Source organism: Acerihabitans arboris (assembly GCF_010131535.1).
GTDB lineage: Bacteria > Pseudomonadota > Gammaproteobacteria > Enterobacterales > Enterobacteriaceae > Acerihabitans > Acerihabitans arboris.
Map to the genome: position 1 here is coordinate 173,220 of NZ_WUBS01000012.1, position 13,374 is coordinate 186,593.

General features: G+C 58.3%; 13 protein-coding genes. 11 read left to right on the top strand and 2 right to left on the bottom strand.

Features of this window, described 5'->3' with window-relative positions:
* Window positions 1–12: 12 nt before the first annotated feature.
* The 9 genes from hofQ (at window position 13) to GRH90_RS17270 (ending at window position 9,411) form a co-directional block, all read left to right on the top strand.
* Entirely contained in the window at window positions 13–1,263 is a 1,251-nt protein-coding gene (hofQ, locus tag GRH90_RS17230) for a DNA uptake porin HofQ (protein ID WP_312857198.1), read from the top strand.
* Between the two features lie 335 nt (window positions 1,264–1,598).
* Window positions 1,599–2,120: a shikimate kinase AroK gene (gene aroK / locus GRH90_RS17235; RefSeq protein ID WP_131866394.1), complete on the top strand. Its 522-nt coding sequence runs from the start codon at window positions 1,599–1,601 to the stop codon at window positions 2,118–2,120.
* Between the two features lie 41 nt (window positions 2,121–2,161).
* Window positions 2,162–3,247, top strand: a complete 1,086-nt coding sequence (gene aroB, locus GRH90_RS17240) for a 3-dehydroquinate synthase (RefSeq protein ID WP_162367192.1) — start codon at window positions 2,162–2,164, stop codon at window positions 3,245–3,247.
* 121 nt (window positions 3,248–3,368) lie between these two features.
* Entirely contained in the window at window positions 3,369–4,535 is a 1,167-nt protein-coding gene (locus GRH90_RS17245) for an SPOR domain-containing protein (RefSeq protein WP_162367193.1), read from the top strand.
* A gap of 83 nt (window positions 4,536–4,618) precedes the next feature.
* A complete protein-coding gene (gene dam, locus GRH90_RS17250) occupies window positions 4,619–5,458 on the top strand; it encodes an adenine-specific DNA-methyltransferase (protein WP_162367194.1) in 840 nt (279 codons plus the stop codon).
* A 22-nt stretch (window positions 5,459–5,480) separates the two neighbouring features.
* Window positions 5,481–6,185 carry a ribulose-phosphate 3-epimerase gene (gene rpe, locus GRH90_RS17255; protein ID WP_162367195.1) on the top strand — a complete coding sequence of 235 codons (705 nt, stop codon included), beginning with the start codon at window positions 5,481–5,483 and terminating at the stop codon, window positions 6,183–6,185.
* Between the two features lie 2 nt (window positions 6,186–6,187).
* Complete coding sequence (locus GRH90_RS17260; protein ID WP_162367196.1) at window positions 6,188–6,886, top strand: phosphoglycolate phosphatase; 699 nt, start codon at window positions 6,188–6,190, stop codon at window positions 6,884–6,886.
* 1 nt (window position 6,887) lies between these two features.
* A complete protein-coding gene (gene trpS, locus GRH90_RS17265; RefSeq protein WP_162367197.1) occupies window positions 6,888–7,892 on the top strand; it encodes a tryptophan--tRNA ligase in 1,005 nt (334 codons plus the stop codon).
* A 241-nt stretch (window positions 7,893–8,133) separates the two neighbouring features.
* Window positions 8,134–9,411 (top strand): cytosine deaminase, encoded by a 1,278-nt coding sequence (locus GRH90_RS17270; RefSeq protein WP_162367234.1) that lies wholly within the window; start codon window positions 8,134–8,136, stop codon window positions 9,409–9,411.
* Between the two features lie 25 nt (window positions 9,412–9,436).
* Here the strand turns inward: GRH90_RS17270 and GRH90_RS17275 are convergent, their stop codons facing one another.
* A complete protein-coding gene (locus GRH90_RS17275; protein WP_162367198.1) occupies window positions 9,437–10,861 on the bottom strand; it encodes an aminotransferase-like domain-containing protein in 1,425 nt (474 codons plus the stop codon).
* A 175-nt stretch (window positions 10,862–11,036) separates the two neighbouring features.
* On the opposite strand from GRH90_RS17275, the gene GRH90_RS17280 reads away from it, so the two are divergent.
* Window positions 11,037–11,255, top strand: coding sequence for a DUF1127 domain-containing protein (locus tag GRH90_RS17280; protein WP_162367199.1), 219 nt, complete (start codon window positions 11,037–11,039; stop codon window positions 11,253–11,255).
* A gap of 42 nt (window positions 11,256–11,297) precedes the next feature.
* Window positions 11,298–11,897 carry a LysE family translocator gene (locus GRH90_RS17285; RefSeq protein ID WP_162367200.1) on the top strand — a complete coding sequence of 200 codons (600 nt, stop codon included), beginning with the start codon at window positions 11,298–11,300 and terminating at the stop codon, window positions 11,895–11,897.
* Between the two features lie 59 nt (window positions 11,898–11,956).
* On the opposite strand, the gene tsgA is transcribed toward GRH90_RS17285, so the two are convergent.
* Complete coding sequence (tsgA, locus tag GRH90_RS17290; RefSeq protein WP_162367201.1) at window positions 11,957–13,147, bottom strand: MFS transporter TsgA; 1,191 nt, start codon at window positions 13,145–13,147, stop codon at window positions 11,957–11,959.
* Window positions 13,148–13,374 lie beyond the last annotated feature (227 nt).

A 13,374-nucleotide genomic window follows, 5' to 3' on the forward strand; every position in this document is an offset into this window, starting at 1 on the left:
GGACGATGGACTGTGAAAGGATACGCGCTGATGTTGGGATTGATGTTGTGTTTGCTAGCGATAGGGGGGCCTGGCACGGCGCTTGCGGGGCGGGCGCCGGCCGGCGGCGGCAAGCCGGTAACGCTGGTGTTCGATGACGCGCCGATACAGCAGGTGCTGCGCGCCCTGGCGGAGCATCAGCGCCTGAACCTGGTGATTGCCCCCGGCATTGAAGGCAATATCAGCCTGAACCTGCGGAATGTGTCCTGGCAGCAGGCGGTGGAGCTGATCGCGCGCACCGGCCGGCTCCACCTAGAGCGCCAGGACGGCGTGATGATGGTGTTTCCCCATCGCCAGGGCGAGGAGGCTGAGCGGCGCAGGGAGGTGGAGCAGCCCTTGTGCAACCGGCTGGTGACGCTGGCCCATGCCGATGCCGGCGAGGTGGCCAAACATATCGGCTCGCTGCGCAAATCCCTGCTGTCCCCACGGGGCAGCGTGATGCTGGACAAACGGACCAACTCACTGGTGCTGCGGGACACCGAAGCGGCGCTGTCCACGCTTGCCGGCTGGATAGATATCTGGGATCTGCCCCTGGAACAGGTGATGATTACCGCCCATATCGTGACCATCAGCCGGGATAACCTGCGGGAAATCGGCGTGAACTGGCAGCATGGCGGCGGCGGAAATAGTCAGTCCTCCTCCTTGGGCGTCGATTTACCCCTGGGCGAGCATTACGCCAGCATGGGGTTTCGCCTGGCGCGCCTGAGCGGACGGCTGCTTGAATTGGAACTTACCGCGCTTGAGCAGGAAAATAAAGTGGATATCCTGGCCAGCCCCCGCCTCTATACCGCCCATCAGCAAACCGCCAGCATCAAGCAGGGCACCGAAATTCCCTACCAGGTGGCTGGCGGTAAAAACAAAGCCCCGGCAATTCAATTCAAGGAAGCCGTATTGAGCATGGAAGTGACGCCAAAAGTATTACGCAACGGCAGGGTCACCCTTGATTTGCGCCTGAGCCAGAACGTACCGGGGCGGGTGATCAAACAAGGGGAAAATGAGAGTGTTTCCATCGATATGGAGGAAATTAAGACCCAGGTCACCATTGCCGATGGCGAAACCATTGTTTTAGGAGGGATTTTCCAACATCAAAAGCATCAAACCAAGGATAAGGTACCGCTTTTAGCCGAGATCCCGCTGCTCGGCCAGCTGTTCAAACGCCAGCGTGCGCACTATAAACAACGTGAACTGGTTATTTTTATTACGCCGACCCGCATAACGGGGTAAACTTGTTTGCCTCAATTTGGGTGAAATTGCGGTTTTAGCAACAAATTATGCGTTTTTTTCGCGTTCGATTTGACGCTGTGCGCAATTTCGCTTACAAGGGTAACCCATTGAGCATCGCTGTTTTTGCGTCACCTGTAATTACGATAGAGATATCGGAATTCCTCCTTGCGGTGTGAGCATCGATTTAATCGGTTGCCAAACTACCCCGAGTGTTGAGATAATTTTTCGTCTGATTCTCGCACTATCGCTCATGAGGTTTCAGTTTAGGTCCCGCCGCTGATTTGATTGGCGGGGCGGGTTGTCATTAACGAATAATCTTAGTAATACCGAAAAACATGGCAGAGAAACGCAATATCTTTCTGGTTGGGCCTATGGGTGCCGGCAAAAGCACTATTGGGCGTCAGTTGGCTCAACAACTTAATATGGAGTTTTTCGATTCTGATCAAGAGATTGAGCGGCGCACCGGAGCTGATGTAGGCTGGGTATTCGACGTGGAAGGCGAAGATGGATTCCGCGATCGTGAAGAAAAAGTCATTAACGAGCTTACCGAGAAACAAGGGATCGTATTGGCTACAGGTGGTGGTTCAGTGAAATCACGTGAAACACGTAACCGCCTTTCTGCCCGTGGTGTGGTCGTTTATCTTGAAACCACCATTGAAAAACAGCTGGCCAGAACCCAGCGCGATAAAAAACGACCCTTGCTACAGGTTGAAGCCCCGCCGCGCGAAGTATTGGAAGCGCTGGCCCGGGAGCGCAATCCTTTGTATGAAGAAATTGCGGATGTCACCATTCGTACCGACGAACAAAGTGCTAAGGTTGTTGCCAACCAGATTATCAATATGCTGGAAAGCAACTGATTTAGTGTGTAACGAGATGCCGAAAAGGTCTTAAGCACCCCATGGAGAGGATTACGGTAACATTAGGGGAGCGCAGCTACCCGATTACGATAGCAGCCGGGTTATTCAACGACCCGGCTTCTTTCTTGCCGCTTAAAGGCGGCGATCACGTGATGGTGGTGACCAACGAAACGCTGGCGCCGCTTTATCTGCATTCCATCCACACGGTTCTTGAGCGCGCCGGGGTAATCGTCGACCAGGTGATCCTGCCCGACGGCGAGCAGTACAAATCCCTGGCCGTCTTGGATCAGGTATTTACGGCGCTGTTGAAAAAACCCCATGGCCGGGATACCACGCTTATCGCCCTCGGCGGTGGCGTCATCGGTGATATGACCGGCTTTGCCGCCGCCAGCTACCAACGTGGCGTGCGTTTTATCCAGGTTCCCACCACGCTGCTTTCGCAGGTCGACTCGTCGGTGGGGGGCAAAACGGCGGTTAACCATCCACTCGGCAAAAACATGATCGGCGCGTTTTACCAGCCGGCATCCGTCGTTATCGATCTCGATTGCCTCAAGACCCTGCCGCCGCGCGAATTGTCCTCCGGACTTGCCGAAGTGATCAAATACGGCATTATCCTGGACGGCGCTTTTTTTACCTGGCTGGAAGACCATCTTGACGAACTGCTGGCGCTTGATCCCGACGCGCTCTCTTATTGCCTGCGACGCTGCTGCGAACTGAAAGCCGCGGTGGTGGCCGCCGACGAATTTGAAAACGGCCAGCGGGCTTTGCTGAATTTGGGCCATACTTATGGACATGCCATTGAAACCCATATGGGCTACGGCAACTGGCTGCACGGCGAGGCCGTGTCGGCCGGTATCATGATGGCGGCGCATACCGCCCGTCGTCTGGGACAGCTCGGCATGGACGACATCCGTCGCGTGCAGGTGCTGCTGGCCCGCGCGGGCCTGCCGGTGACCGGGCCGAAAGAAATGGCCCCGGCGGATTACCTGCCGCATATGATGCGCGATAAAAAAGTGGTTTCCGGTCAGTTACGGTTAGTGCTGCCGCGCTCCATAGGCCAGGCGGAAGTACGTACCGGTGTAGCAAATGATATCGTATTGGCATCAATCGCCGATTGCCAGGCTTGAGTCAGGGCCGTTCCCCCTATCCCGCCAGCGGGATAGGGGGAGTGAGTTTGATTTAATCGCATTAACCCTTCACCCGTCCTTCGGGACGCGTGGAAATTATCTCTCGGTTGGAGAGTTTTAGATGGATGAGTTCAAGTCGGAAGACGAACTGAGACCCGATAGCAGCGATCGCCGCCCGCCCCGTCAACGGAAAGGTCCTTCAGTTCCCAAAGTGGCAATGTCCAAACAGCATCTGATGATTGGCATCGGCATACTGGTGTTGCTGCTCCTGGTGATCGCCATCGGTTCGGCGTTAAAGGCGCCCACCCAGATGGACGCCAACCAGCAAAACCCGAACGTGGCGGAAAAGAGCATTGCGCTGCCCGGCACGTCGAACGCCCCGGCCACTAATGACGTCACGCCCGTGCCGGATAACGCCAATCCGGATGTCAACAGCCCGGGCAGCACGGCCAACGGCAGCGCCCCAGCCACAGTTAACGGCGGCAACGGCACTGTTAACGGCAGCAATGGCACCGCGCAGCCGCCGCAAACCCTGACCGCGCCGCCGGTGGCTTCCACGCCGACCCAGGCGCCGCCTGTCGCCGACGGTAATCCGCAGCATCGCATCGACCTGCCGGGCAATATGGCCGACGCGCTGTCGCAGCAAGGGGATCGGGTGAACGGCATGGCCCAGCAGATGAACAGCGACCAGCAGTCCTCGACGCTGCCGACCGCCCCGGCCACGGTGGCCCCGGCCGCCAGGGCACCCGCCCATAAGGCGGGCAAGCCCGAGGCTGCCGCGCGTAAAGCGCCGAAACAGACCGCCATGGTGCCGAGCGCTAAAAACGCCGCGCCGACGCATAACGCCAAAGCGCCCGCCGCCGTCCAACATGCGCCGGCGGTCGCCGCTGCGCAGCCCGCGGCCACCGCCGGCCGTCATACCATGGTGATTGAGCCCAGCGCCCGTGCGCCTGGCGCCACCGTCCAGCGCGCCCCGGCTGCCGCCGCCGCGCCCGCCACAGCAGCCGGTGGTTCAATCCAAACAGCCCCGTCAGGGTATTATACCGTGCAGATCAGCAGCGCTTCGCAGGCCGCTACGCTCAACGCTTACGCCAAGAAGCAGCAGTTGGGACAATATTGGGTGTATGAAACCCGCCGTGACGGTAAGCCCTGGTATGTACTGGTGAGCGGTCTTTACCCGTCATCGGCCCAGGCCAAAAGCGCGGTTGCGCAATTACCGGCCGATATTCAGGCCAAAAAACCGTGGGCCAGGGAAATTGGCCAGGTTAAACAGGACCAGAATAAATAAGTTCCTGAATTTAACGCTGATGTGCGTTCCTAAACAGAGTACAATCCGCGGCTTCTGAGAGTGTGTGAGTAACAATCGACGGCATGAAGAAGAACCGCGCGTTTTTGAAATGGGCTGGCGGCAAATATCCGCTAATAGAAGATATCCGCCGCCATTTACCGGCGGGGGATTGCCTGATCGAGCCCTTTGTCGGCGCGGGGTCGGTGTTTTTGAACACCGACTACGAGAAGTACATTCTTGCTGATATCAATAGCGATCTCATCAATCTGTACAACATCGTCAAAGAGCGTACCAGTGAATTCATCGGCCACGCCCGCCAGCTTTTCGATGCCGAGGCCAATACGTCGCAGGTCTATTATCTGCTGCGCAGCGAATTTAACCTCTGTACAGATGCTTATCGGCGGGCCGTATTGTTTCTTTATCTCAATCGCCATTGTTATAACGGCCTGTGTCGTTATAACCTGAGCGGCGAGTTCAACGTTCCATTCGGTCGCTACAAAAAACCCTATTTCCCGGAAAACGAGCTGAACTGGTTTGCTGAAAAATCCCAGCAGGCTATTTTTGTCTGTGAACATTACCAGCAGACCCTGATGAAGGCGACGCAGGGTTCGGTGGTGTATTGCGACCCGCCGTATGTGCCGTTGTCGACCACGGCCAACTTTACGGCTTACCATACCAACAGCTTCAACAACCTTGAGCAGCAAAACCTGGCGCGCTTAGCCTACCGGCTGGCCAGCGAGGAGCAGGTGCCGGTGTTGATTTCAAATCACGACACCTTATTGACCCGGGAGTGGTATTGCGACGCGGTGCTGCATGTGGTGAAAGGCCGGCGCACCATCAGCCGCAATATCCTGGGCCGCAGTAAAGTGAACGAACTGCTGGCGTTATATGATTATGCGGATCGCCACGGCGCCATTGACTGACCATTAATGACTGGAGATGCGGATGAAAAACTTTTTAATCGCCCCATCCATCCTCTCGGCGGATTTTGCCCGCCTGGGCGAAGATACCGCCCGGGTACTGGCCGCCGGAGGTGACGTGGTTCACTTCGATGTAATGGATAACCACTACGTCCCCAACCTTACCATGGGGCCGATGGTCCTCAAGGCCCTGCGCGACTATGGCATCACCGCCCCAATCGACGTGCATCTGATGGTCAGGCCGGTCGATCGCATTATCCCCGACTTTGCCGCCGCCGGCGCCAGCTATATCACCTTTCATCCCGAAGCCTCCGAACACGTCCACCGCTCGCTGCAGCTGATCAAATCCCACGGCTGCAAGGCCGGCCTGGTGCTTAACCCGGCCACGCCGCTCGGCTACCTGGATTATGTGATGGATCAGCTCGATATTATCCTGCTGATGTCGGTCAACCCCGGCTTCGGCGGCCAGTCGTTTATTCCCGGCACGCTCGACAAACTGCGCCGGGTGCGCAAGCTTATCGATGATAGCGGTCGCGATATCCGCCTGGAAGTGGACGGCGGCGTGAAGGTCGACAATATTGGCGCCATTGCCGCCGCCGGGGCGGATATGTTTGTCGCCGGTTCGGCGATTTTCGGCCATCCCGACTACCGGTCCATTATCCAGGCCATGCGCCGCGAGCTGGAGGCCGGCAGCCCCGGACCCGGCAACAGCACCGGGCGGATGAAATAGCCATGAGCGATCTGACAAACATCCGCAGTCTCGCCTTCGATCTCGACGGCACCCTCACCGACACCGCGCCCGGCCTGAGCCGCGCGCTCGACCAGGCCCTGGCGGCCCAGGGGCTGCCCCAGGCCGGCCAGGAACGCATCTCCACCTGGATCGGCAACGGCGCCGACATCCTGGTGGAGCGCGCCCTGGCCTGGGCCGGTGCCTCGCCGGAAGCGTCCCTATGCCGCGAGACCCGCGCGCTGTTCGACCAGTTTTACGCCCAAACGGTCGAGCAGGGCAGCCGGCTGTTCCCGCAGGTAAAAGAGACGCTGGCCCTGCTGGCCGCTCGCGGCCTGCCCATGGCGGTGGTGACCAACAAACCCACGCCGTTTGTCGCGCCTCTCCTGGCGTCGCTGGGTATCGACGCGTATTTCAGCCTGATCATCGGCGGCGACGACGTGGCGGCGAAAAAACCGCATCCGGCGCCCATTTACCTGGTATTGGGCAAATTGGGACTCTACGTTAACGAACTGCTGTTTGTCGGCGATTCGCGCAATGATATTATGGCGGCCAAAGCCGCGGGCTGTCCCTGTGTCGGCATGACCTACGGTTACAATTACGGTGAAACGATTGAAACGAGCCATCCGGATTATGTCCTGGACCGTTTTGCCGATCTTCTGCCCATTCTTGGGATGTCATCTTCAGATAATCAGGAAGCGTAAAATGAGTAAACCCATCGTATTCAGCGGCGCGCAGCCTTCCGGCGAATTGACCATCGGCAACTATATGGGTGCGCTGCGTCAGTGGGTTACCATGCAGGATGATTACGACTGCATTTATTGCATCGTCGACCTGCATGCCATTACCGCGCGCCAGGACGCGCAAAAGTTACGCAACGCCACCCTGGACCTGCTGGCGATGTACCTGGCCTGCGGCATCGACCCGGAAAAAAGTACCATCTTCGTCCAGTCCCATGTGCCGGAACACACCCAGCTGGGCTGGTTGCTGAACTGCTATACCTATTTTGGCGAACTGAGCCGCATGACCCAGTTCAAGGATAAATCGGCGCGCTATGCCGATAACATCAACGCCGGCCTGTTCGATTACCCGGTGCTGATGGCGGCGGATATCCTGCTTTACCAGACCAACCAGGTGCCGGTGGGCGAAGACCAGAAGCAGCATCTGGAATTAAGCCGCGATATCGTCCAGCGTTTTAACGCCCTCTATGGCCCGATTTTTACGCTGCCAGAGCCGTTTATACCCAAATCCGGCGCCCGCGTGATGTCGCTGCTCGACCCGAGCAAAAAGATGTCCAAGTCGGACGACAACCGTAATAACGTCATTACCCTGCTGGAAGACCCGAAATCGGCGGCGAAAAAACTCAAACGCGCCCTGACCGACTCGGAAGAGCCGCCGGTGGTGCGCTACGATCCGGTCGCCAAACCCGGGGTGTCGAATCTGCTCGATATCCTCGCCGGCGTCACCGGCAAGTCCATCGTGGCGCTCGAGCAGGAGTTCGAGGGCCAGATGTACGGCCACCTGAAGGGCGCGGTGGCGGATGCCGTGTCCGGCATGCTCACCGACCTGCAGGAGCGTTATCGCCATTTCCGCGCCAATGATGCGCTGCTCAACCAGATTATGCGCGACGGCGCGGCCAAGGCGAGCGCGCGCGCGCAGAAAACCCTGCAACAGGTTTACCAGGCGGTGGGTTTTGTTGCCCATCCTTAAACGTTCCCCGCTGGGCCGCCGATCCCGGCCCGCACAAGCAGACTCATCTCCTGATAGGGCATGTTGGCGGCAGGCGTTGAGCACGGCACATTTACCCGCCGCCGACACGTTGATCTCCAGGTCCGCTTAAATCGACGCCAGGCTATCAACCCGCGGGGCATTTGCCCGCCGGGTGCGCTAAGCTTGCCTGATAACTCCCGCGTCCCGCCGTGTAACGAGGTGAACCGTGCCAGAATTCCAATTGCAACACATCATCAACGCCCGCCTGCCGCAGCGGGAAGGCCTATGGCACATTACCATCGACCAGGGCCGTTTCGGGTCGGTGAACGCCGGCCCGGGGCCGGAAACGCCGCCGGACGCTCCGGGCACCCTGGACGCAGGGGGCGGGCTGGCCATCCCACCCTTTGTCGAGCCGCACATCCACCTCGATACCACCCAGACCGCCGGCGAGCCGCGCTGGAACCAATCCGGCACGCTGTTCGAGGGCATTGAGCGCTGGGCCGAGCGCAAAGCGCGGCTGACCCACGAGGATGTCAAGCAGCGCGCCTGGCAAACGCTTAAGTGGCAAATCGCCAACGGCATCCAGCATGTGCGCACCCATATCGATGTCTCCGATCCCACGCTGACGGCGCTTAACGCCATGCTGGAGGTTAAACGCGAGGTGGCGCCCTGGGTGGATTTGCAACTGGTGGCGTTTCCGCAGGAAGGCATTCTGTCCTATCCGCGCGGCGAGGAGCTGCTGGAGGAGGCGCTGCGCCTGGGCGCCGATGTGGTGGGGGCAATCCCGCATTTCGAGTTTACCCGGGAATATGGGGTGGAGTCGTTGCATAAGGCCTTCGCCCTGGCGCTGAAATATGACAGGCTGGTGGACGTGCACTGCGACGAAATCGACGATGAACAATCGCGCTTCGTGGAAACGGTCGCGGCGCTGGCCCACCGTGACGGGATGGGCGGGCGGGTGACCGCCAGCCATACCACGGCGATGCATTCCTATAACGGCGCCTATACCGCCCGCTTGTTCCGGCTGCTTAAGCTATCCGGCATTAACTTTGTCGCCAATCCGCTGGTCAATATCCATTTGCAGGGGCGTTTCGACGATTACCCCAAGCGGCGTGGGGTGACGCGGGTCGAGGAACTGATGGCGGCGGGCATCAACGTCTGTTTCGGCCATGACGATGTGTTTGATCCCTGGTATCCGCTCGGCACCGGCAATATGCTGCAGGTGCTGCATATGGGCCTGCATATCTGCCAATTGATGGGCTACGAGCAAATCAACCGGGGCCTGGAGCTGATTACCCATAACAGCGCCAGGACCCTGCATCTTGACGACTACGGCATTACCGAGGGCAACAGCGCCAACCTGGTGATCCTGCCGGCGGAAGACGGCTTTGACGCGGTACGCAGGCAAACCGCGCCACGCTACGTCATCCGCCGGGGCGGGGTGATTGCGCAAACCGTGCCGTCACGATCGACGCTGTTTCTTGCCGGGGGGGATGAAACGGTCGATTTTATGCGCTAACACTTTCGGCAACCCAGGCGCCGGCTCAGGTCGCCACTTCGGCCAGCTGCCGCTTAATTGTCTCGCCAATTTTTTTTACCGCCGCCTCGATTTCATCGGTCAATTGGGTGGCGTAGGTGAGGCGAAGACAGTGGCGGTATTTGCCGGAGGCGGAAAAAATCGGCCCCACGGCTATCTGTATCGCCATTTTTTCCAGCTGGCGGTTAAGCCGCAGGGAGTCAAAGCGATCCGGCAGCTCAATCCACATCAAAAATCCGCCCTGCGGACGGCTGACGCGGGTTTCCGGCGGAAAATAGCTTTTGACCCAGTCGGTCATGATGTCGCAGTTAAGCTGGTAGCGGGCGCGCATGCGCCGCAAATGCTTCTGGTAATGCCCCTGGCGCACAAACTCGGCCACCGCCAACTGCGGCTGCAACGCGGTGGCGCCGGTGCCGATATACTTCATATGAATTACTTTTTCCATATAACGGCCGGGCACGATCCAGCCCACGCGCAGCCCCGGCGCCAGGGTTTTGGAAAATGAACTGCACAGCAGTACCCGGCCGTCGTCGTCAAAGGACTTGATGGTATGCGGACGGGGATAGCGGTAGGCCAGGTCGCCGTAGACATCATCCTCGATGATCGGCGTGTCGTAGCGCGCCGCCAGGCACAGCAGCGCGTGCTTATGCGCATCCGGCATGATGTAGCCCAGCGGGTTATTGCAGTTGGGCGTCACCTGGATGGCCTTGATCGGCCACTGCTCCAGCGCCAGCTCCAGCGCTTCCAGGCTGATGCCGGTCACCGGGTCGGTGGGGATTTCCAGCGCCTTGATGCCGAAGGCCTTCAGAGTCTGGGTCACGCCATGGAAGCTCGGCGAATCGACCGCCACGATGTCACCGGCCTGGCACAGGGCGTGTATGGCAATCGACAGCGCTTCATGACAACCGGTGGTAATCATGATGTCTTCGGGCAGCGCCAGGCAGCCGCTGTCCACCAGCAGGCGCGCTATCTGCTCGCGCAGCGCCGGGGCGCCGCTGATATCGCCATAGGTCATGCCGCGCAGGTCCGGATGCAGGGCGATACGGCTTAACTCCTTGTTCAGCGGCCGGAGCGTGGGTGAACTGATATCCGGCATGCCCGGCCCTAAATGCACCATCCCGTCCACCGGATCGGCGCGCAGCAGCTTAAGTACCAGATCCCACTGGGAAATATCTACCGGACGTTGCGCCGGACGGCACATGGCCGGCAGCGCCGCCGGCTCGTGGTGCTGGCTGACAAAATATCCCGACTTCGGCCGCGCCTCGATTAATCGCCGCTCTTCCAACACCCGGTACGCCTGCTGGACGGTGCTGATGCTCACCTCGTGCTCCAGGCTTAACGCCCGCACCGAGGGCAGCCGCTGGCCGCAGGTATATAAGCCTTGTTCAATACGATCGCCGATGATACTGGCCAGGTTGTCATAACGCGTCATGGTGGCCTCATACAGATGAATACTTCAAAGTTAAAAGCAATACAGATTGAGAAAAATCTGGGCATGACAGCGCGGAAAATTATTAATTGTATGGTAAAAATACCTGATTTCTGAATCTGTACGGTATCAGCATACAGTTGCATGATAGTTCCATCAACCGACGAGGAGGAACATCATGAAAAATACCTTAAAAACCTGCCAGACACTTCCCTTGACTTTCGAACCGGGGCGGGCCATCGCCGGCCAAAATCCCCTGGCGGCCTTATATGGCCGGTTCAAAAGCTGGCATCTGCGCCGGCGCAACCGCCTGATCCTCAGCGCCCTGAGCGACGATCAGTTGAAGGATATCGGGCTTTCCCGCAGTGAAGTGGAGCTTTATGACAAGAAAAAATAAGACTTATCCCTAAGGATTGATATCAAAAGGATTGAACGCACCATGACCATTGCCGAGCTTAGCGCCTTTTGCCTGTACGCTTTTGTTACTTCCATCACCCCCGGACCGAACAACAGCATGTTGGCCAGTTCAGGGGTGAATTTTGGATTTTACCGCACTTTACCGCATATTCTCGGCGTCAGCTGCGGGCTTTGCCTGATGATCCTGGCCATTGGACTGGGGCTGGAGCGGATATTCCAGCTCTACCCCATGTTGTTTCCGCTGGTTCGGTTGACCGGCGCCTGTTACCTGATCTATCTCGCCTGGCGTATCGCTAACGCCGTGGCGCCTTCGGGCGCCATACGCGCCTCGGCCGCGCCGTTGGGATACTGGGGCGCGGTTGTGTTCCAGTGGCTCAATCCCAAGACCTGGCTGATGGCCGTCGGGTCGGTTACCGTCTATGCGCCGGCGCAGCACCATTTCAGGGACGTCGCGCTTATCGCCCTGGTATTTACCCTGATAAACGCCCCCTGCGTCAGCGCCTGGGCAGCCTTCGGCAGCATGCTGAAAAATCGGCTCGGCCAGCCGCAGCGGCTGCTGGTGTTCAATCGCCTGATGGCCGCGACGCTGGTGTTGACGCTTTATCCCCTGCTGGCCCGCTAGCCGACGCGGGATTGTACCGCATGCTGGATAACCCGTTGCCACCCGCCGCTGGCAACGGGTTATCTGGCCGCGTGGCCGTGCAACCGGTGGCGGGTGACAAAACCCAGCGACAGGCACAGCACAAATACCGCCAAATACAGCGCATTGGCGGTGCTGAGCGCGGCTTTAACGCCAAGGTGCGCCACGATAGGGCCGGTGACCACAAACGTCAGCATGGTGCCGATGGTGCCGCAGGTAAGAATGGTGTTTACCAGTTTGGGCGAGGTTAGCCGGGTCTGCTGCGAGCCCAGGGTGATGATGGTGGTATAAATGGCGCTGGAAATAAAACCCAGCCCGAAGAGATAATAATGCAGGTGCGCGGCCTGGTCGGAGGCGATGAACAGATACATGATGACCGCGGACAGGGCGGCCAGCAGCGTGACGATACGCTGTAAATCCACATGGCGCAGTATGGCGCTGAACACCCACATGCCGACCATATACGCGGTCCAGAAATTGCCCACCAGGCCGCCGGCCTGTTTAATATTCATGCCGAAGCTATGGGTAGCGTATTCGGGCACCCAGGAAATAAAACCCAGTTGTCCCAGGATATAACACAGCGCGGCGGCCGACAGCAGCAGCACCCCTATGCCCCATTTTTCCCCTGCCGCCGGCGCCGCCAGCGGATCCCCCGCGGCCTTCTTGCCCAATACCGGGAATTCAGATAGTAACGTCAGGATAAAAATGGCCACATACAGCAGGCCGATGCAGGCGTAAACCCAATACCAGGGAATAAGCCGCGCCAGCAGCACCCCGGCCAGAATAGAGAATGTCGCCCCGGCCATACTGAAAAACGAGTCGGTAAACAGCAGGCGCGAACCCCGTTGGCGCCCTTCGTAGAGATAGGCGATCAAATAGGTGCCGATCGACATGGTAATGCCGCTCACCACACCCAGCACAAACATCGACAGCGAAAACAGCGCCAGGGTATGCCCGCTCATCAGGCCGGCGATCGCCAACACCATCAGCACAAAGCCGAATATCAGCTGACGTCTAAGCGGGATGATCTCCATCAGCCAGGCATTGAGGAATATCGCCAGTAAAATACCGGCGTTCAAAAAGGTGAAGGTGGTGCTCATCGCCGAAACCGGCGCCTGGAAATAGTCGGCGATATCGTTTAATACCACGCCGGTGACAATCACTAATGCGCCGGTCAATCCATACGAAAAAAAACTAATCCACGTTAGCAGCAGTCGATTTTTGTTATTCATAATTGCCTGTTTAAAATGTCATGCGCGACGGGCGCGCCGCCCGCCGGCATGAATGTTGCCGAACAGTACCGGTAGGGGACAAATACTATCATGGTGATTTATGCCGTGGACATAAAAGTCATCATGCCGGGACTTTTCAGCGATTTTTGCAAAATCCGTTTAAGCAATGGCTAACCTTTTCGTCAATATCAGCGGTGTCCGCGCGCCTGATATAAAACCTGTTACGT

What these genes read in the sequence shown, in the direction of transcription:
- aroB (WP_162367192.1), top strand. Translation starts at nt 2,162, where the DNA reads ATGGAGAGGATTACGGTAACATTAGGGGAGCGCAGCTACCCGATTACG.
- trpS (WP_162367197.1), top strand. Translation starts at nt 6,888, where the DNA reads ATGAGTAAACCCATCGTATTCAGCGGCGCGCAGCCTTCCGGCGAATTG.
- rpe (WP_162367195.1), top strand. Translation starts at nt 5,481, where the DNA reads ATGAAAAACTTTTTAATCGCCCCATCCATCCTCTCGGCGGATTTTGCC.
- GRH90_RS17280 (WP_162367199.1), top strand. Translation starts at nt 11,037, where the DNA reads ATGAAAAATACCTTAAAAACCTGCCAGACACTTCCCTTGACTTTCGAA.
- GRH90_RS17245 (WP_162367193.1), top strand. Translation starts at nt 3,369, where the DNA reads ATGGATGAGTTCAAGTCGGAAGACGAACTGAGACCCGATAGCAGCGAT.
- tsgA (WP_162367201.1), bottom strand. Translation starts at nt 13,147, where the DNA reads ATGAATAACAAAAATCGACTGCTGCTAACGTGGATTAGTTTTTTTTCG.
- dam (WP_162367194.1), top strand. Translation starts at nt 4,619, where the DNA reads ATGAAGAAGAACCGCGCGTTTTTGAAATGGGCTGGCGGCAAATATCCG.
- aroK (WP_131866394.1), top strand. Translation starts at nt 1,599, where the DNA reads ATGGCAGAGAAACGCAATATCTTTCTGGTTGGGCCTATGGGTGCCGGC.
- GRH90_RS17260 (WP_162367196.1), top strand. Translation starts at nt 6,188, where the DNA reads ATGAGCGATCTGACAAACATCCGCAGTCTCGCCTTCGATCTCGACGGC.
- GRH90_RS17275 (WP_162367198.1), bottom strand. Translation starts at nt 10,861, where the DNA reads ATGACGCGTTATGACAACCTGGCCAGTATCATCGGCGATCGTATTGAA.
- GRH90_RS17285 (WP_162367200.1), top strand. Translation starts at nt 11,298, where the DNA reads ATGACCATTGCCGAGCTTAGCGCCTTTTGCCTGTACGCTTTTGTTACT.